Raw genomic sequence first — 17202 nt, 5'->3', positions numbered from 1 at the left:
GATGGCGCATGACTGACGGACCCCTGATCGTCCAGTCGGACAAGACCGTGCTGCTCGAGGTCGACCACGAGCAGGCCGGGGCGGCACGGGCGGCGATCGCGCCGTTCGCCGAGCTGGAGCGTGCGCCCGAGCACGTGCACACCTACCGGATCACGCCGCTGGCGCTGTGGAACGCGCGCGCCGCGGGCCACGATGCCGAGCAGGTCGTCGACGCGCTGGTCAGCTTCTCCAGGTATGCGGTGCCGCAGCCGCTGCTGGTCGACATCGTCGACACCATGGGCCGCTACGGGCGCCTGCAGCTGGTGAAGCACCCGGCACACGGACTGACGCTGGTGAGCCTGGACCGCGCGGTGCTCGCCGAGGTGCTGCGCAACAAGAAGATCACCCCGATGCTGGGCGCCCAGATCGACGACGACACCGTCATCGTCCACCCGTCCGAGCGCGGCCGCGTCAAGCAGATGCTGCTCAAGATCGGTTGGCCCGCAGAGGATTTGGCGGGATACGTCAACGGCGAGGCACACCCGATCACGCTGGAGCAGGACGGCTGGAAGCTGCGCGACTACCAGGAGCTGGCCGCGGATTCGTTCTGGGCCGGCGGGTCGGGCGTCGTGGTGCTCCCCTGCGGCGCGGGCAAGACGATGGTCGGCGCTGCGGCCATGGCCAAGGCGGGTGCGACGACGCTGATCCTGGTGACCAACACCGTCGCCGGCCGGCAGTGGAAGCGCGAACTCATCGCGCGCACCTCGCTGACCGAAGAGGAGATCGGCGAATACTCCGGCGAGCGCAAGGAGATTCGGCCCGTCACCATCGCGACGTATCAGGTGATCACCCGGCGCACCAAGGGCGAGTACAAGCACCTGGAGCTGTTCGACAGCCGCGACTGGGGGCTGATCATCTACGACGAGGTGCACCTGTTGCCCGCGCCGGTGTTCCGGATGACGGCCGATCTGCAGTCCCGCCGGCGACTCGGCTTGACCGCCACGCTGATTCGCGAAGATGGCCGCGAGGGCGACGTGTTCTCGCTGATCGGGCCCAAGCGGTACGACGCCCCGTGGAAGGACATCGAGGCGCAGGGCTGGATCGCGCCGGCCGAGTGCGTCGAGGTCCGGGTCACCATGACCGAGAACGAGCGCATGACGTACGCGACGGCCGAGCCCGAGGAGCGCTACAAGCTGTGCTCGACGGCGCACACCAAGATCGCGGTGGTGAAGTCGATCCTGGCCCGGCATCCCGACGAGCCGACGCTGGTGATCGGCGCCTACCTGGACCAGCTGGAAGAGCTCGGCCAGGAGTTGGACGCCCCGGTGATCCAGGGCTCGACCAAGAACGCCGAACGCGAGGCACTGTTCGACCAGTTCCGGTCGGGCGAGATCCGCACCCTGGTGGTGTCGAAGGTCGCCAACTTCTCCATCGACCTGCCGGAAGCCTCTGTTGCCGTTCAGGTTTCGGGCACATTCGGATCGCGTCAGGAAGAGGCCCAGCGCCTGGGCCGGCTGCTGCGCCCGAAGGCCGACGGTGGCGGCGCGGTGTTCTACTCGGTGGTCTCGCGCGACAGCCTCGACGCCGAGTACGCCGCGCACCGGCAGCGCTTCCTGGCCGAGCAGGGCTACGGCTACGTCATCAAGGACGCCGACGACCTGTTGGGGCCGGCTATTTAGCCAGTCCCAGCAATCGGATGCGGCCGCGACCGCCGGGACATACGCTCTTCGCAGTTCGCCCACCTGCGGAGGTCACTGATGACGTACGACTATGACTGGCTGGTCATCGGCTCCGGCTTCGGCGGCAGCGTCTCGGCGCTGCGGCTGGCCGAAAAGGGTTATCGCGTAGCGATTCTCGAATGCGGCCGCCGATTCGAGGACGCCGACTTCGCGGATGAGACCAAGGACGCCAAGAACTACTACTGGGCACCGCAGGTCGGGATGCGCGGCATCCTCCGGCTGACGCTGTTCAAGGACATCTTCATCGGCTCCGGCTGCGGCGTCGGCGGCGGCAGCCTGGGGTACGCGAACACGCTCTACCGGGCGTTCCCGAATTTCTACGAGAGCCCGCAGTGGAAAGGGTTGGCCGACTGGGAGTCCGAACTCGCGCCGCACTACGACGAGGCGGAGCGCATGCTCGGTGTCGTCGAGTACGACGACGACGGACCGGCGGACCTGCTGTTGAAGGAGTACGGCGAGGCGATCGGCGTCGGCGACACGTACCGGCGGGCACATGTCGGCGTGTTCCTGGGGCAGCCGGGAAAGACCGTGCCGGACCCGTACTTCGGCGGCGACGGCCCCGACCGGACGGGGTGCATCAAGTGTGGTTCGTGCATGGTCGGCTGCCGCCACGGCGCCAAGAACACGTTGCGCAAGAACTACCTGTGGTTCGCCGAGAAGCTCGGCGTGCAGATTTTCAGCGAGCGCGCGGTCACCGACATCAAACCGCTCGACGCCGACGGTGCCACGGGATACGAAGTGACACACCAGAAGAGCGGCGCGCTCGGCAAGCGGTCGGCCGAGAAACTGCGCGCCCGCGGGGTCGTCGTCGCAGCCGGGGCGCTGGGCACCAACCGCCTCCTGCAGCGCTGCAAGCTCGGCGGTTCGCTACCGAACATCTCCGATCGGCTCGGCTATGTGGTGCGCACCAACAGTGAATCGATCATGGCGGTGATGGCGCCCAAGGACTACCCCGACGACTTCACGCACTCGATCGCGATCACCTCGAGCATCTACACCGACCCGTCCACGCACATCGAGGTCGTCACCTACGGCAAGGGTGGCGACACCCAGTCGCTGCTGTTCAATCTGATGATCGAGGCGGGCAAGCGGGGCAGCCGGCCGCTGCATTTCCTGGCCGCCGCCGCGAAGAACCCGAAAGCGGCGCTGGCGGCCTGGAAGATCAAGGACACGTCGCGGCGCGTGATCATCCTGCTGGTCATGCAGTCCATCGACAACGCGATGCGCCTCAAGGTGAAGATGCGCCTCCCCAACGGCAACGTCGCCCTGACCACCGAGCAGGACCCCGACAACCCCAATCCCGACTTCGTGCCGGCCGCCTACGACGCGGCGAAATGGTTTGCCCGCCGCATGGGCGGCGTCGCGTATTCCGGTGTGACAGAAGGCATTTTCGCGATCCCGTCGACAGCGCACATCCTCGGCGGTGCGGTGATCGGCGAGTCCCCCGAGACCGGTGTCGTCGACAGCCGCAACCACGTCTTCGGCTACGAGAACCTTCTGGTCACCGACGGTGCGGCCGTCCCGGCGAATGTGGGCGCCAATCCGAGCCTGACGATCACCGCGCTCGCCGAGCGCGCGATGACGTTCATCCCGGCTAACGCGCCGGCTGTTTGACGACGGTCAGCAGCACCACCGAGTCGGCGAGCGCCTTCAGGCTGTGCCGGGTGGACGGGATGATGAGATGGTCGCCGGCCATGCCGTCCCAACTGGCCTGTTCGGCGACGAGGCGCACCCGGCCCTGCAGCACCTGAAGCGTGGCCTCGCCGGGGCTCTCGTGCTCGCCCAACTCGTTGCCGTCGGCGAGAGCGATCAGCGTCTGCCGCAATGCATGCTCGTGGCCGCCGAAGACCGTGTGAGCGCTGCGCCCGCCATTTCCATCGCGCGCGATGTCCAGATGCTGGCGGGCCAGCGCGGTCAGCGAGATTTTCTCCATGCCTCAAATATCCGCTTCAGCAATGCCCGCCGGAACCGTTTGACGGTTTAAATCACGCGCAGCGAATCCCCCTCGCCCGGGAAGCGACGACGCAGTGCGTCGAGCATCCGCTGCACCTCCAGCACCCTCCGGCGCAGGGCCAGCAGAGCGTCCGTCGGGGACTCCACTGCCGCCTGCGCGGTGGCTTGCGCGCGCCGCGATCGCCGCTCCAGCACCGTCATCTGGTCTTCCAGATCAGCGATCTCGTCGAGCAGCAGTGCCGCGAACAGGCGCGATTGAGCCAGGTCCGCGCGGTGGGCGGGCCGGGCCTCGGCATCGAACCGCGACCGCCCGCCCACGGCGCCGGGGCGCACCGTGCGCCGGGTGGCCGTGGCATTGGAAGGGATCGGCACCGGGGCGGCTCGGCGTCCGGTTTCGCGCATCGTCGGCAACATGGCGCAATGATCACCGAGACTGCACCTTTGCGCTACCAGCCGTTCATCTTCCGGACCGCAACCGGACACCTTCGAGGAAAGGCTCAACGGAGCGCGGTGGGCCGCCCGAAGCGGGCCGGCACGCCCGGTGAGAACAACGCGCGCAACGGCGGCCCCACCGGCACGACACCGCTGGCGGGCACCAGATCGTCGGTCAGCTCGACCACCTCGGCCTGGCGCAGCGGCCAGGCGGGGTGCTCGTTGGGCACCCACCAGGTCCGGCCGGCCTTGCGGGTGTGCGCGCCCCACCGCGCGGTCAGCCACACCTCCAACGGCGTGGGGTCGACGGGCGCACCGATGGCCAGCTCCGCCAGGGTCCGCAGGCCGCGCTCCGGCCACCGGCGCGTGCCCGCGTAGGTGATCCGGTCAGCGGTGCGGGTGACGCGCAGTTTGGCCCAGGTGTACGGCACGCCCATGCCGAGCCTCGTCGCCCCGACGACCGCGAGCCGCGTCGTCTCCAGCGACCGGAACAGCACCCCGTGCCGGCCGGCGGCGTCCACCGAATAGAGCCGCACGTTCGTTTCGGCGAAGGTCCCGAAGTACGGCAGCGGCACACCGCCGGCCACCGCCGACCGGTGCATGACGAACGGCACCAGGCCGACGTACGTCAGCCCGTCGGAGAAGATGTCCGGCGCGGTGCCGGGCGGGTACAGGTGCGCGACGCTCGCCGGATCGACGGGCCAGTGCAGGAACGTGAGGTCACCCCAGAACTGTTCGACCCACACCGGCGGCCGCAGCGGCGGTGCGTCGACCAGAAACCCGTCCATGCTCGCTAGTCACTGAGTGCGGGGACGACGTCGCGCTCGAACGCCTCGATGCTCGACCTGTCGTAGGCGGCCTCCGGGAAGTACACGATGGCGTACTCGCTGCCGAGATCCTTGATCTTCCGCAGCGTCTCGATGACCTGTTCGGTTGTGCCGCAAGCGGAGTCGGGCGAGGTCAGGTTCTTGACCATCGCGTCGACGGCAGCTTCGTGCGCGACGGTGACCTGGCGGTCCCGGATCCGCGCGATGCGCGCGGCGACGTCGGCCTCGGACTCCCCGATCACCACGTTGAAGTTGGCCGAGCGGACGATGCCGTCGTAGTCGGTGCCGACCTCGCGGCAATGCTGTTGCAGGACTTCGGATTTGTGCGCGAAGCCATCGGGCTCGGAGGTGAAGTTGGTGTACTGCGCGTACTTCGCGGCGATCTTCAGCGTCACCTTCTCACCGCCGCCCGCGATCCACAGCGGAATGCCCTTGTCCTGCAACGGCTTGGGTTGCACGATGGCGCCGTCGACCTGGTAGTGCCTGCCGTCGAAGCTCACGACGCCGTCACGCCAGGCGGTGCGCATGATCTGCACGCCTTCGTCGAGCCGGGCGAGTCGCACACCGGCCGACGGGAAGCCGTAACCGTAAGCGCGCCATTCATGTTCGTACCAGCCGCCGCCGATGCCCATCTGCACCCGGCCGCCGGAGATGATGTCGGTGGTCGCCGCGACCTTCGCCAGATACGCCGGGTTGCGGTAGCTGATCGCCGTACACATCTGGCCCAGCTTGATCCGCGAGGTCGTGGCGGCGTATGCCGCCATCAGCGTCCACGCCTCGTGCGTGGCCTCCGCCGTCGGCATCGGCACGGTGTGGAAATGGTCGTAGACCCACAGCGAATCCCAGGGTCCGGCGTCGGCGTACGCGGCCAGGTCGCGCATCACCTGCCATTGGTCCTGTGGCGCGATCCCCACCAGATCGAGTCGCCAACCTTGCGGGATGAACAATCCGAAGCGCATGGTCCCGACTTTATGCAATACGTGCGGGCCGCTCCACGAAACGGCGTCGGGAACCATCACGGCCCGGGCTTAGGCTGAAGACCATGGCACCCGAATTGCGCGTCGATCCGCAGGTTCTGACGGCCGCGGCGAGCACCATGGCGTCGTGCGGCTCCGCGGTCGGCGGAGCCAAGCCGGGAGAATCGCTGAATTCGGCCGCGGCCGGCATGTCCGGGCTCGCCTCCGGCGCCGCCTGTCAGCGCGTCGGCCCGGTGCTCAACACCGATTGCGAGAACCTCGGCAAGGCCGTCACCGGCTTCGCCGACTCGCTGCGCACCGCGGCCACCAACTACCAGAGCACCGACGCCGCGGCGGGCAATGCCATCGGCACGACGATGCCGGGACGCTGATCAGCCCGGCAGGCGGTTGTTGATCCGCAGGCCCGCGAACAGCGCGAGCACCAGCACGAAGAACCCGACGCGCGTCCAGCTGCCGCTGGCATCGCCGCGGATGGTCTGGTAGCCGATCTGCTCCTGCAGGTTGGCGTACACACGGGTCAACTGATCGAGGGTCTCGGCGCGGAATGACTCGCCGCCGGTGACCTTCGCGATCTTCTGCAGCGACAGGTCATCGGTCGGGACCGGCACTTCCTGACCCTCGTAGGTGATGACACCCGACGGTGTACCGAACGAGATGGTCGAGATCACGACGTCCTGGTCCTTGGCCGCGCGGGCCGCCGTCAGTGCGCCGCGCGGGTCGTTCGGGTCCGCCGGCACGGTTTCCTTACCGTCCGACATCAGCACGATGTGCGCGGGCGGCGGACCGTCACCGCCGCCCATGACCGCGTCGAGCGTGGCGATGGCCTGCAAGGCCGTGAAGATGCCCTCGCCGGTCGCGGTGCGCGGCGACGGCTCCAGGGTGTCGATGGTGCGCGCCACGACGTCGTGGTCGCTGGTCGGCGCAACCAGCATCGTTGCGCTGGACGAGAATTGGACGAGGCCGACGCTGATCCCGGTCGTCAGGCCCTTGACGAACGTCTTGCCGGCGCTTTTCGCCGCCTCGATGCGGCTGGGCTTGACGTCGGTGGCGATCATCGATTCGGAGACGTCGATGACGAGCATGACGACGGCGCGGTTACGCGGAATCCGGATGTCGTGGGTCGGTCCGGCCATGGCGGTGGTCAGCAGGACCAGGGAGATCACCAGCAGCACCGCCGGCAGGTGCCGCCAGCGCGAGCGCGTCTTGGGACGGGCCGCGACGACCTGTTCGAGCAGTTCGGTGTTGGCGAACCGCAGCACCCGCTTGCGACGGGCCTTGCGCAGCAGCAGGTAGATCGCGACGGCGCCGACGACGGCGATCAGGTACAGGAAGAACCAGGCACTCGAGAACCCGGACAGCGTCAGTGGCCCGATAAAGGGGATCTCCAACAGGCACTCTCCGTTGCGTTCGGCGTCGTCGCTCGGACTGATATGGGGCAATCGTACCGACGCCGACGAGTGCGGTACCGGATGCGGCCGGCGCCGGACGCGATCGGTCCGTCAGTCCGGCAGTCCGAGCGCGGCCATCGCGCCGTCGACCGCCGCTCGCCGCAGCTGGTCGGCCGGCACGTCCGGGAACTGCAGGCAGCAGTCCTGGAGGCCGCCGAACGCGATGACGGCGCGGGTGGCTTGTTCGAGGGTGGGCCGACGTCCGAAGACCAGCTTGCCCAGCCGCTCGCGCCACGCCAGCATGCTGTCGATCAGTCCCAGGTCGGCCAGCGTGGTCAGGTCGGTGACGATGAGCATGAGGTCGGCGCGGTGCCGGTAGTGGAAGTCGAAGTAGCCCTGCAACAGCTCGCGCGGAGTGGCGCGGGCCGAGCCGCGCAGGCGTTCGTGGGCGGCGACGAATTCCTCGCCCTCCTCGACCAGCGGCTGCAGGATGCTGCGCACGAGGTCCTCACGCGAGCTGAAGTGGTAGTAGAGCGCGGGTTTACTGATGCCGAGCCGATCGGCGATGTCCTGCAGGCTGGTCCGCTGCACGCCCTTCTGACTGAATAGCTCGCGCGCCACATCCTGGATGCGCACACGGGTCTCGGACGGGGTTCTCGCCACGTAGCCACCCTAACTTACTTAACGGGCGGTAAGCTGACCCGACATCCACTTACCGACCGTTAAGTAAATGCGGAGGAATCCATGAAAGTGCTCATCTCCGGCGCCAGCATCGCCGGCCCGGTCCTGGCCTACTGGCTGTCCCGCAGCGGATTCGATGTGACGGTCGTCGAACGTGCACCGGCCCTGCGCAAGACCGGCGGCCATGCCGTCGACCTCTTCCGGCCGGCCATGGAAATCTCCGAACGGATGGGCGTACTGGGGCGCATCGAGGCCCGGGCCACCGGGACGACCGCGCTCACCGTCAACCGTCCGCCGCGTACCCGGTGGACCCACATCGACTACGTCAAGCTCATCGCGGCCATGTCCGACCGGCACGTCGAGATCATGCGCGACGACCTCAGCCAGGCGTACTACGACGCCGTCCGCGACGACGCCGAGTTCCGCTTCGGCGACCAGATCACGTCCATCACCGACGCCGGCGAGGTGACGTTCGAGAACGGTGCGCCCGAGCGCTACGACCTGGTGGTCGGCGCCGACGGGCTGCACTCGGGGGTCCGGCAACTGACCTTCGGCGATGAGGTTCGGGAACGGTTCCTCGGCGGCTATCTGGCCGTGGTGTCGGTGCCGAAAATGCTTGCGCCAAAAGGTGAGATGAGCGGCTACCTGGCGCCGCGGAAGATGGCCATGGTGTACAGCGCCGACCACCTCGAGGATGCCCGGGCGGTGTTCCTGTTTCGCACCGATGAGCCGCTGGACTACCACTACCGCGACATCGCAGCTCAGCAGCGCCACCTGCGGGCGGCGTTCGCCGGCCTGGTTCCCGAGGTCGACCATTGGCTGCGCGAGGTGGACCACACCCCGGCGTTCTACTTCGACGCCATCACCCAACTGGAGATGAGCACCTGGTCGCGGGGACGGGTCACGTTGGTCGGTGACGCGGGGTATTGCCCCGGCCCTGCCGTCGGCGGGAGCACGAGCCTGGCGGTGTACGGCGCATACGTCTTGGCCCACGCGTTGTCCGCGGCTCGCGGCGATCACACTGCCGCGTTCGCCGCCTACGAGCGCACCATGGCCGCGCCGGTGGCCGGCAGCCGCACCATGGCGCGCGTCAACGCCAGGACCATCGTGCCCGGATCTGATTGGGGCGCACGAACACTCGTCGGCGTCGCGCGGACCATCTCGGTGTTGCCGCGGGGCCTGACCGGGCGCCTGGCCCGGCTCAACGCGAAGGGCGTCCGGCTGTACGACACCATGCCGCTGCCCGACTGACGTCTGCGCGTGTGGCCGAAGCCGCTGCGCTGTCACCCTTTTTCGCTACGTTGGGTTCATGGCCCTTTCCAAGGATGAACGCGAACAATTTCTGGCCGAACCACACATCGGGGCACTGTCGGTCAACGCCGGCCCGGACCGCGGTCCCCTGACGTTGCCGATCTGGTACCAATACAGCCCCGGCGGCAAGCTCTGGCTGCTCACCGGGCTCGGCTCCCGTAAACACAAGCTGATCGAGGCGGCCGGGCACGTGTCGCTGATGGCCGAGCGGCTGGAGCCGACGGTCCGCTACGTCGCGGTCGACGGACCGGTGCTCAGCATCGAGACCGGCACCGACGAACAGCTGGTCGAGATGGCCGAGCGGTACCTCGGCAAGGAGAAGGCCCCGGCCTACCTCGAGATCGCCCGGCGCGAGCACGGCCCCAGCGTGACCGTCACTGTCGACCCGAAGCACTGGCTGTCGGCCGACCTCGGCGCGCTGTGATGCCATGTCCTCCCGACAGCGACTGTTCCGGGTCTTCTACCGGCTCGGATTCACCCCGTGGGACGGGCATCCACTGGCCACCAGTCTGCGCGAGCTGGTCGAGGGTGACGGTGCGCTGACGCCGGGCACCGCGCTCGACATCGGCTGCGGCACCGGCGACAACGCCCTGTATCTGGCCGGGCTCGGCTGGGACGTCACCGGCATCGACTACGTCGCGACGGCGGTCCAGAAGGCGCGGGCCAAAGCCGCCAAGCGGGACGCCACGGCGCCGGGCGCGGTGCGGTTCGACCAGGCCGATGCCACCCGGCTCACCGGGCAGGGCATCGGCGCCGATTTCACGCTGATCGTCGACAACGGGTGCCTGCACGGCATGAGCGCGGACGACCGCGACGCCTACGTCGGCGAGGTGACGGCGGTCGCCGCCGCAGACGCGCGCCTGCTGATCGTCGCGTTCGTGCCGGGCGCCTCGTTCGGGGTGCCGGGGATCGATCCGGCCGAGGTGGAGCGGCGCTTCGCACTCGGGTGGACGCTGCTCGACAGCGGTGACGAGCCGGGCCTGGATCGGGGCGGCAAGAACCCGGCGCGGTACTACTTGTTCAAGCGGCGCCGCACCTGAGGTTTCGCGGCCAGACTTTGCCGGCATCGGGCCGTCAGTCGCCGGGCGTAGCGTGGCCACATGGGCGAACTTTCTGACGATGTGATCGCGTTTCTGTCCGAGGGCACGCGCACCGCGGTGCTCGGCTGGGTGGCGGCCGACGGCCGGCCGCTGGCCGCACCCGTGTGGTTCGTGGTGGACGGCGGCGAGCTGGTGTTCAACACCGGCAAGGACACCGCCAAGGGTCGGGCGTTGGCCCGCGACCCACGCGTGGTGCTGTGCGTCGACGACACGTCCCCGCCCTTTTCGTTCGTCCAAATTCAGGGCGTCGCGGCGATCAGTGAGGACCCCGACGAGCTGCTCGACATCGCCACGCGTACCGGCGGCCGCTACATGGGCGCCGACCGCGCCGAGGAATACGGCCGCCGCAACGGTGTCCCCGGCGAGCTGGTGGTCCGGGTCAAACCGACGAAAGTCATTGCCGCATTTGACGTGGCGGAGTGAGGACGCCATGACCGACCTGTCTGAATTCGCCGAGCTGTCCGCGCGTGATCACGGGCTGGTTGTGCTGAACACGCTGCGTGGTGACGGCAGCATCCAGTCGTCGGTGGTCAATGCCGGCGTGCTGCCACATCCGACGACCGGGGAGCCGGTCGTCGCACTCGTCGCCATCGGATCAACCCGCAAGCTGCGCAATCTGCGGGCCGACCCGCGCACTTCGGTCGTCGCGCACGCGGGGTGGCAGTGGCTGACGGTCGAAGGCACGGCGGAGGTCATCGGGCCTGACGACACCGATGCCGAGACGCTGAGGGTGTTGTTGCGCAACGTCTTTACCGCCGCCGGCGGCACCCACGACGACTGGGACACGTACGACCGCGTCATGCGGGACGAGGGCCGCGCCGCGGTGCTCATCTCACCGACGCGGGTGTACTCGAACCCCGCGCGCTGACCTCGAAACCCGCCGCCGGGGTGGCATGACAAGACTCGGTTCGGTTGCCTTACTGTCAGGTTTCTAAACTGCCGGCATGGGCCGGCCACAGATCAGCACCGCCACCGTTCGCCGCGGCCTCTCGGCCGCCCGGGTCAAACTCACGGCGCCGGAGGCCATGCGGCCCGTGCTCAACCTCATGAAGGGTGCCGATCCGGCGAGGGACGTCAGTGCGGCCCGGCTGGGACTGTCCCTGCTGTGGCTGGCCGACGACGTCATCGCCGCGGTGAACCGCAAGCTCGAACGCGTCAACATCTCGGAAGCCAAGCTCGATGTCCTGATGATCTTCGCGGCACAGCTCGCCCAACCAGAAGACGAATGGACTGTCCGCCAGACCCCCAGCGGGATCGCCGAGTACTTCGGCATCACCAAGGCCAGCGCCACCGGTCTCATCGACTGGCTGGAGAACCGGAAGCTGGTCGCCCGGACCCGGCATGCCACCGACCGCCGCAGCACACCGGTTCGCATCACACCCGAGGGGGAAAAGCTTGTCGCCGAAGCGCTTCCGGTCTTCGAGCAGGCGTGCGGCGGGCTCATCGACGTGCTGAGCGAGCGCGAGCGCCGGGACTTGCAGCACATCCTCGACAAACTGTGGATTCACGTGAAGGCACCCCAGGCGACAGACTCCGGCACCTGACCAGCCACCACCGCGCATCGGCGTCACCCACCAACGCAAAAACCCCCAAATCCCTTGGGATTTGGGGGTTTTTGGTGGTGCTAGTGGCTAGCTCTCCAGCGACGCCGGAGGCAGGAAGCGGTCGCCGTACTTGGCGGCCAGTTCCTTGGCCCGGGCCACGAAGGCCTCCTTGCCGACACCGAGCTCGCCCTGGTAGCCGACGATGAACTGCGCCGAACCACCGGTGTACGGCGGGAAGCCGATACCCATGATCGAGCCGATGTTCGCGTCAGCGGTCGAGGTCAGCACGCCCTCGTCGATGCACTTCTGGGTCTCGAGTGCCTCGGCGAACAGCATACGGTCGATCATGTCCTGCAGCGGCAGTTCGGTCGAACCCGAGTTGAAGGCGTCCTTCAGTCCTGGCCACAGCTGGGTGCGCTTGCCGTCGACGTACTCGTAGAAGCCCGCGCCCTTCAGACGCGACGGGCGACCGAGCTCGATCATCTTCTCGACGACAGCCTCGGCCGGGTGCGCGACGTGGGTGCCACCGGCAGCCTCGACGCCTTCCTTGGTGGCGACAGCGATCTTGTGCATGAGCTCGAGGTTGAGCTCATCCGAAAGCTGCAGCGGCGCAGCCGGGTAACCGGCCTGCGAACCGGCCTGCTCGATGGACGCGGGCGCAACGCCCTCGCCCAGCATGGCCAGCGCCTCGTTGACGAAGGTGCCGATCACGCGCGAGGTGAAGAAGCCACGGCTGTCGTTGACAACGATCGGGGTCTTCTTGATGGCCAGGGTGTAGTCGAACACCCGGGCCAGCGCCTCGTCAGAGGTCTTCTCGCCCTTGATGATCTCCACCAGCGGCATCTTGTCGACAGGCGAGAAGAAGTGGATACCGATGAAGTCCTCCTGGCGCTTCACGCCGGTCGCCAGACCGGTGATCGGCAGTGTGGAGGTGTTCGAGCCGAGCAGCGCGTTGGGTTCGACGATGTCCTCGATCTCCTGGAACACCTTGTGCTTGAGTTCCTGGTTCTCGAACACGGCCTCGATGACGAAGTCGACGCCCTTGAGGTCCTGCGGATCGGCCGTCGGGGTGATCCGGGCCAGCAGCGCGTCGGACTTCTCCTGCGTGGTCTTGCCACGCTCGAGGGCCTTGGCCTCGATCTTCTCGGAGTAGTTCTTGCCCTTGTCGGCGGCTTCCTGCGTGACGTCCTTGAGGACGACCTCGTAGCCGGCCTTGGCCGAGACGTAGGCGATACCGGCGCCCATCATGCCCGCGCCCAGCACACCGATCTTCTTGATGTCCTGCTTGGCGATGCCCTCGGGACGCGAGGCGCCACCGTTGATGGCCTGCAGGTCCAGGAAGAACGCCTGGATCATGTTCTTCGCGGTCTGGCCGGTGACCAGGCTGGTGAAGTAGCGGCTCTCGATGCGCGACGCGGTGTCGAAGTCGACCTGCGCACCCTCGACAGCGGCATCCAGGATGGCGCGCGGCGCGGGCATCGGGGCGCCCTTGAGCTGCTTCTTCAGCAGCGCCGGGAACGACGGCAGGATGCCGGCCAGGCCCGGGCTCGACGGGGTGCCACCGGGCATCTTGTAGCCCTTGACGTCCCACGGCTGCACGCCACCCTCGGGGTTGGCCTTGATCCAAGCCTTGGCGGCCGGGATCAGTTCCTCGACGGTGTCGACGAGCTCGTCGACCAGGCCGGTGGCCTGCGCCTTGGCCGGGGTGAAGCGGGTGCCCTGGCTCAGGACCTCCATGAAGGCCTTCTGGATGCCAAACATGCGCACGGTGCGGGCGACGCCGCCACCGCCGGGCAGCAGGCCCAGGGTGACCTCGGGCAGGCCGATCTGGCTGCCGCGGACGTCGGCCGCGATGCGGTGGTGGCACGCGAGGGCGATCTCCAGGCCACCACCGAGAGCGGCGCCGTTGATGGCGGCGACGACGGGCTTGCCCAGGGTCTCCAGGGCGCGCAGGTCGGCCTTGATGTCCTCGACCATGGAGAACGCCTCGCCGGCGTCGTCCGGGCCGATCTGCATCATGCCCTTGAGGTCACCGCCGGCGAAGAAGGTCTTCTTCGCGCTGGTGATTACGACACCGGTGATGGAGTCCTTCTCGGCAAGCAGGCTCTGCACCGCGTAGTGCATCGACTCCTTGTAGTGCTCGTTCATGACGTTGGCCGAACCGGTCGGGTCGTCCATGGTCAGGGTGACGATGCCGTCGGCATCCTTGTCCCACTGAATTGTCTTCTCAGCCATTGTTTTTCGATTCTCCCTAGACGCGCTCGATGATGGTGGCCACGCCCATGCCGCCGCCGATACACAGCGTGACCAGCGCACGCTTGGCACCGCGGCGCTCGAGCTCGTCGACCATGGTTCCGGTGATCATGGCGCCGGTGGCGCCCAGCGGGTGGCCCATCGCGATGGCGCCACCGTTGACGTTCAGCTTCTCGTCCGGGATGTTCAGGTCCTTCTGGAACTTCAGGACGACCGAGGCGAAGGCCTCGTTGATCTCGAACAGGTCGATGTCATCGACCGTCAGGCCGGCACGGTCCAGCACCTTCTTGGTGGCCGGGGTCGGGCCGGTCAGCATGATGACCGGGTCGGCACCGCTGGTGGCGGTGGCCACGATGCGGGCGCGCGGGGTCAGGCCCTGCGACTTGCCGGCAGCCTCGGAACCGATCAGCACCAGGGCGGCGCCGTCGACGATGCCCGAGCTGTTGCCACCGTGGTGGACGTGGTCGATCTTCTCGACGTAGTGGTACTTCTGCAGCGCCACGTCGTCGAAGCCGCCCATGGCGCCCAGGCCCGCGAACGCGGAGTTCAGCTTGCCCAGGCTCTCCAGGGTGGTGCCCGGACGCATGTGCTCGTCGTGGTCCAGGATGGTCAGGCCGTTCTGGTCCTTGACCGGGATGACCGACTTGGCGAAGTAGCCGCCCGACCACGCTGCGGCGGCCTTCTCCTGCGAGCGCACGGCGTAGGCGTCGACGTCCTCGCGCGAGAAGCCCTCGATGGTGGCGATCAGGTCGGCGCCGATGCCCTGCGGGACGAAGCCGATGCGGTAGTTGGTCTCGGGGTCACCGGCCCACGCGCCGCCGTCCGAACCCATCGGGACGCGGCTCATGGACTCGACACCACCGGCGTACACCAGGTCGTCCCAGCCGGAACGGACCTTCTGGGCGGCCAGGTTCACGGCCTCCAGGCCGGAAGCGCAGAAACGGTTGAGCTGGAAACCACCGGTGGTCTCGGGCAGCTTGGCCACGAGCGCGGCGGTGCGGGCGATGTCGCCGCCCTGGTCACCGACGGGCGAGACGACGCCCATGATGACGTCGCTGATCAGGTTCTCGTCCAGATCGGGATTGCGACGACGCATTTCGTCGATCAGGCCGACGATCAGGTTGACCGGCTTGACCTCGTTCAGTGCACCGTTGCGCTGCTTGCCACGGGGCGTGCGAATGGCCTCATAGATGAAGGCTTCTTCGGACATGTGTTTGCTCCAGGTCCTATTGAGATGGGGTTGTGGGTGCATCCACCGGCAGGTAGACGGTCCCCTGCCCGGAAGCGTAACAGGCCCTCCCAACCAGGTGGTTGGGAGGGTGCGGCCCATCACTCGCGAGCGTGCGTGTCTGTACGGCAACACGCCGTCTGAGGCGTGCAGAACGCGCACTCTCGCCGGCCGCGAAGGTGCGTTGAGCTGCTATTTCTTCCGTTTCGGCCGGCGTCGACCGGTACGCCCGCGCCAGTTCAGCGCCAGGTCTGTCGCCGAGTGTCGACGCAAACCAGCGTCCGAACAGCGCCCTCAGGGCAGAGTCAACGCCGGCGCCGACCGGGAACCCGTTGACCCTGAAACCAGGGCGCATTTGTGCGAGAGGACAGCGCCCTCACCACAGGCTCAACACCCTTGGCCCGTTCATCCTGAAACCAGGGCGAACTTTCGCGACTAGGTACCGCCCAGATTGCAGAGTCAACGCCACCGCCAACCGGGAACTCGTTCACCCTGAAACCAGGGCGCATTTGTGCGAGAGGACAGCGCCCTCACCACAGGCTCAACGCCACCCGCGACCCGAATCCCGTTCATCCTGAACCCACGGCGAACTTTCGCGAGTAGAGAGCGCCCTCGCCACAGAGTCAAAGGCGCCGACACGTCAACGCCGGCGACTGATCAACACCGGAGTCAACGCCTGAGTCAGGCGACGGCCTTCACGAACTCCGCGACCTCACCGACCGCGCGTCGGGCGTCGGGGTTCGAGAAGGCGAAGGCCTGAAAGACGTGGACGGCGCGGTCGAAGACCTGCAGCCGCACCGGCACTCCCGCTGCCGCGAGCCGCTCGGCCAGCAGCTCCGAGTCGGGGCGCAGCGCCTCTTCCGACCCGACCTGCAGCAGGAACGGGCCGAGGCCGCGCAGGTCGGCGTCGACCGGAGACGGGGTCGCTTCGCGCCCGCCGTTACGCAGGAGGAAGACCTCGTTGATCATCCGGAGGAAGTCGACCGGGAACATGGCGTCCGGAACGCGCGCGGCTGCTTCGTATTTCGGCGTCATGTCACTGTCGGTGGCAGCGGACAGGAGCACGCAGCCGGCGGGCGGCGCCATGCCCAGGTCGCGCACCGTCACGGCCGTCATGGCCGCGATGAAGCCGCCGGCCGAATCGCCGGCCAGCACGATGTTCTCGGGCTTCACGCCCTGCGCCAGCACGTAGCGGTAGGCGTCGACGCCGTCCTCGACCGCGTCCTCGACGAGGTTGCGGGGGCAGAGTCGGTACCCCACGCTCAGGGCCCGCGCGCGACTGTCGCGGGCGATATGGCTGACGAGCGGCCGGTGGCTGTTGATGCCGAGCGCGATGAACGCCGAGCCGTGGAAGTAGATGATGACGCGGCCGTCGACCGGCGGGGTGGTCTCGTTCCAGACCCATTCGGCCGGGCAGCTCGGCAGCTCGATCTTTTCGGTGCGCGATCCACGCACCGCGGGCATCCAGTTCGTCACCCGCTCGGAACCGTCGTACGCGCGGCCCAGCAGGACCTGCGGGAATCGCGTGTTGATGGCCAGCATGAGTTTGGTCAGGAGGAACAGCAGCGGCTTCACGGCTCGCAGCAGGTTGGACTCGGCGACCGAGTGCCAGTTGGCCTTACCCATCCATTCCGGGCCCGCGTAGGTGACGGGCTCGGGCACAGAGTTCTCGGCGGGATCGTCGATCCGTTCGGCACTGGTCATCGGTACTCCTTTTGCGACGTTGCAGTGCCAACACTAGATCAGCTAACCAAAACCGGCTCTGGCTCGACGTGCTGAGATCGAGTCGG

General features: G+C 67.7%; 18 protein-coding genes. 9 read left to right on the top strand and 9 right to left on the bottom strand.

The window, feature by feature from the left end; all coding sequences use genetic code 11:
- Nucleotides 1-8: 8 nt before the first annotated feature.
- Together ACZ5IQ_RS03285 and ACZ5IQ_RS03280 are read left to right on the top strand one after the other, a co-directional pair.
- A complete protein-coding gene (locus tag ACZ5IQ_RS03285) occupies nucleotides 9-1658 on the top strand; it encodes a DNA repair helicase XPB (protein WP_464480794.1) in 1650 nt (549 codons plus the stop codon).
- Between the two features lie 78 nt (nucleotides 1659-1736).
- Nucleotides 1737-3332 carry a GMC oxidoreductase gene (locus ACZ5IQ_RS03280; RefSeq protein WP_464480793.1) on the top strand — a complete coding sequence of 532 codons (1596 nt, stop codon included), beginning with the start codon at nucleotides 1737-1739 and terminating at the stop codon, nucleotides 3330-3332.
- On the opposite strand, the gene ACZ5IQ_RS03275 is transcribed toward ACZ5IQ_RS03280, so the two are convergent.
- The 4 genes from ACZ5IQ_RS03275 to ACZ5IQ_RS03260 all read right to left on the bottom strand — a co-directional run bounded on the left by ACZ5IQ_RS03275 (nucleotide 3313) and on the right by ACZ5IQ_RS03260 (nucleotide 5889).
- A complete protein-coding gene (locus tag ACZ5IQ_RS03275; RefSeq protein ID WP_020098876.1) occupies nucleotides 3313-3651 on the bottom strand; it encodes a cupin domain-containing protein in 339 nt (112 codons plus the stop codon). The two genes, ACZ5IQ_RS03280 and ACZ5IQ_RS03275, sit on opposite strands and share 20 nt — an antisense overlap.
- A gap of 47 nt (nucleotides 3652-3698) precedes the next feature.
- Nucleotides 3699-4085, bottom strand: coding sequence for a hypothetical protein (locus ACZ5IQ_RS03270; protein WP_346416333.1), 387 nt, complete (start codon nucleotides 4083-4085; stop codon nucleotides 3699-3701).
- Nucleotides 4086-4168: 83 nt separating this feature from the next.
- Complete coding sequence (locus ACZ5IQ_RS03265; protein ID WP_464480792.1) at nucleotides 4169-4891, bottom strand: YqjF family protein; 723 nt, start codon at nucleotides 4889-4891, stop codon at nucleotides 4169-4171.
- Between the two features lie 5 nt (nucleotides 4892-4896).
- Entirely contained in the window at nucleotides 4897-5889 is a 993-nt protein-coding gene (locus tag ACZ5IQ_RS03260; protein ID WP_464480791.1) for an LLM class F420-dependent oxidoreductase, read from the bottom strand.
- A gap of 83 nt (nucleotides 5890-5972) precedes the next feature.
- On the opposite strand from ACZ5IQ_RS03260, the gene ACZ5IQ_RS03255 reads away from it, so the two are divergent.
- On the top strand, nucleotides 5973-6278 hold the full coding sequence (locus tag ACZ5IQ_RS03255) for a type VII secretion target (protein ID WP_318986777.1): 306 nt from the start codon (nucleotides 5973-5975) through the stop codon (nucleotides 6276-6278).
- On the opposite strand, the gene ACZ5IQ_RS03250 is transcribed toward ACZ5IQ_RS03255, so the two are convergent.
- Nucleotides 6279-7295 (bottom strand): VWA domain-containing protein, encoded by a 1017-nt coding sequence (locus ACZ5IQ_RS03250; protein ID WP_318986778.1) that lies wholly within the window; start codon nucleotides 7293-7295, stop codon nucleotides 6279-6281.
- A 111-nt stretch (nucleotides 7296-7406) separates the two neighbouring features.
- Nucleotides 7407-7958, bottom strand: a complete 552-nt coding sequence (locus tag ACZ5IQ_RS03245) for a TetR/AcrR family transcriptional regulator (protein ID WP_464480790.1) — start codon at nucleotides 7956-7958, stop codon at nucleotides 7407-7409.
- Nucleotides 7959-8039: 81 nt separating this feature from the next.
- Between ACZ5IQ_RS03245 and ACZ5IQ_RS03240 the strand changes: the two genes are divergently transcribed.
- The 6 genes from ACZ5IQ_RS03240 to ACZ5IQ_RS03215 all read left to right on the top strand — a co-directional run bounded on the left by ACZ5IQ_RS03240 (nucleotide 8040) and on the right by ACZ5IQ_RS03215 (nucleotide 11931).
- On the top strand, nucleotides 8040-9227 hold the full coding sequence (locus ACZ5IQ_RS03240) for an FAD-dependent monooxygenase (RefSeq protein ID WP_464480789.1): 1188 nt from the start codon (nucleotides 8040-8042) through the stop codon (nucleotides 9225-9227).
- Nucleotides 9228-9285: 58 nt separating this feature from the next.
- Nucleotides 9286-9711 (top strand): pyridoxamine 5'-phosphate oxidase family protein, encoded by a 426-nt coding sequence (locus tag ACZ5IQ_RS03235; RefSeq protein WP_212813242.1) that lies wholly within the window; start codon nucleotides 9286-9288, stop codon nucleotides 9709-9711.
- 4 nt (nucleotides 9712-9715) lie between these two features.
- On the top strand, nucleotides 9716-10327 hold the full coding sequence (locus ACZ5IQ_RS03230; RefSeq protein WP_318986781.1) for a class I SAM-dependent methyltransferase: 612 nt from the start codon (nucleotides 9716-9718) through the stop codon (nucleotides 10325-10327).
- 60 nt (nucleotides 10328-10387) lie between these two features.
- Nucleotides 10388-10810: a PPOX class F420-dependent oxidoreductase gene (locus tag ACZ5IQ_RS03225; RefSeq protein ID WP_464480788.1), complete on the top strand. Its 423-nt coding sequence runs from the start codon at nucleotides 10388-10390 to the stop codon at nucleotides 10808-10810.
- Nucleotides 10811-10817: 7 nt separating this feature from the next.
- Nucleotides 10818-11255 carry a TIGR03618 family F420-dependent PPOX class oxidoreductase gene (locus ACZ5IQ_RS03220; protein ID WP_464480787.1) on the top strand — a complete coding sequence of 146 codons (438 nt, stop codon included), beginning with the start codon at nucleotides 10818-10820 and terminating at the stop codon, nucleotides 11253-11255.
- A gap of 76 nt (nucleotides 11256-11331) precedes the next feature.
- A complete protein-coding gene (locus ACZ5IQ_RS03215; protein WP_464480786.1) occupies nucleotides 11332-11931 on the top strand; it encodes a MarR family winged helix-turn-helix transcriptional regulator in 600 nt (199 codons plus the stop codon).
- 87 nt (nucleotides 11932-12018) lie between these two features.
- On the opposite strand, the gene ACZ5IQ_RS03210 is transcribed toward ACZ5IQ_RS03215, so the two are convergent.
- From ACZ5IQ_RS03210 to ACZ5IQ_RS03200, 3 genes are all read right to left on the bottom strand, one after another.
- Nucleotides 12019-14166, bottom strand: coding sequence for a 3-hydroxyacyl-CoA dehydrogenase NAD-binding domain-containing protein (locus ACZ5IQ_RS03210; RefSeq protein ID WP_464480785.1), 2148 nt, complete (start codon nucleotides 14164-14166; stop codon nucleotides 12019-12021).
- Nucleotides 14167-14182: 16 nt separating this feature from the next.
- Nucleotides 14183-15394 (bottom strand): acetyl-CoA C-acetyltransferase, encoded by a 1212-nt coding sequence (locus ACZ5IQ_RS03205; RefSeq protein ID WP_064859744.1) that lies wholly within the window; start codon nucleotides 15392-15394, stop codon nucleotides 14183-14185.
- A 699-nt stretch (nucleotides 15395-16093) separates the two neighbouring features.
- The gene (locus tag ACZ5IQ_RS03200) at nucleotides 16094-17116 is read right to left on the bottom strand and encodes an alpha/beta hydrolase (protein ID WP_464480784.1); all 1023 of its coding nucleotides are present in this window, start codon (nucleotides 17114-17116) and stop codon (nucleotides 16094-16096) included.
- Nucleotides 17117-17202 lie beyond the last annotated feature (86 nt).

Source organism: Mycobacterium toneyamaense (genome assembly GCF_055384815.1).
The sequence above is the reverse complement of the archived record's forward strand: the minus strand, read 5'-3'. Positions and strand labels throughout refer to the sequence as shown.

Excerpts from the sequence above, each read along its gene's own strand:
- ACZ5IQ_RS03200 (WP_464480784.1), bottom strand. The coding sequence starts at position 17,116 with ATGACCAGTGCCGAACGGATCGACGATCCCGCCGAGAACTCTGTGCCC.
- ACZ5IQ_RS03235 (WP_212813242.1), top strand. The coding sequence starts at position 9,286 with ATGGCCCTTTCCAAGGATGAACGCGAACAATTTCTGGCCGAACCACAC.
- ACZ5IQ_RS03260 (WP_464480791.1), bottom strand. The coding sequence starts at position 5,889 with ATGCGCTTCGGATTGTTCATCCCGCAAGGTTGGCGACTCGATCTGGTG.
- ACZ5IQ_RS03210 (WP_464480785.1), bottom strand. The coding sequence starts at position 14,166 with ATGGCTGAGAAGACAATTCAGTGGGACAAGGATGCCGACGGCATCGTC.
- ACZ5IQ_RS03225 (WP_464480788.1), top strand. The coding sequence starts at position 10,388 with ATGGGCGAACTTTCTGACGATGTGATCGCGTTTCTGTCCGAGGGCACG.
- ACZ5IQ_RS03205 (WP_064859744.1), bottom strand. The coding sequence starts at position 15,394 with ATGTCCGAAGAAGCCTTCATCTATGAGGCCATTCGCACGCCCCGTGGC.
- ACZ5IQ_RS03240 (WP_464480789.1), top strand. The coding sequence starts at position 8,040 with ATGAAAGTGCTCATCTCCGGCGCCAGCATCGCCGGCCCGGTCCTGGCC.
- ACZ5IQ_RS03215 (WP_464480786.1), top strand. The coding sequence starts at position 11,332 with ATGGGCCGGCCACAGATCAGCACCGCCACCGTTCGCCGCGGCCTCTCG.
- ACZ5IQ_RS03275 (WP_020098876.1), bottom strand. The coding sequence starts at position 3,651 with ATGGAGAAAATCTCGCTGACCGCGCTGGCCCGCCAGCATCTGGACATC.
- ACZ5IQ_RS03285 (WP_464480794.1), top strand. The coding sequence starts at position 9 with ATGACTGACGGACCCCTGATCGTCCAGTCGGACAAGACCGTGCTGCTC.
- ACZ5IQ_RS03265 (WP_464480792.1), bottom strand. The coding sequence starts at position 4,891 with ATGGACGGGTTTCTGGTCGACGCACCGCCGCTGCGGCCGCCGGTGTGG.
- ACZ5IQ_RS03230 (WP_318986781.1), top strand. The coding sequence starts at position 9,716 with ATGTCCTCCCGACAGCGACTGTTCCGGGTCTTCTACCGGCTCGGATTC.
- ACZ5IQ_RS03280 (WP_464480793.1), top strand. The coding sequence starts at position 1,737 with ATGACGTACGACTATGACTGGCTGGTCATCGGCTCCGGCTTCGGCGGC.
- ACZ5IQ_RS03270 (WP_346416333.1), bottom strand. The coding sequence starts at position 4,085 with ATGTTGCCGACGATGCGCGAAACCGGACGCCGAGCCGCCCCGGTGCCG.
- ACZ5IQ_RS03255 (WP_318986777.1), top strand. The coding sequence starts at position 5,973 with ATGGCACCCGAATTGCGCGTCGATCCGCAGGTTCTGACGGCCGCGGCG.
- ACZ5IQ_RS03220 (WP_464480787.1), top strand. The coding sequence starts at position 10,818 with ATGACCGACCTGTCTGAATTCGCCGAGCTGTCCGCGCGTGATCACGGG.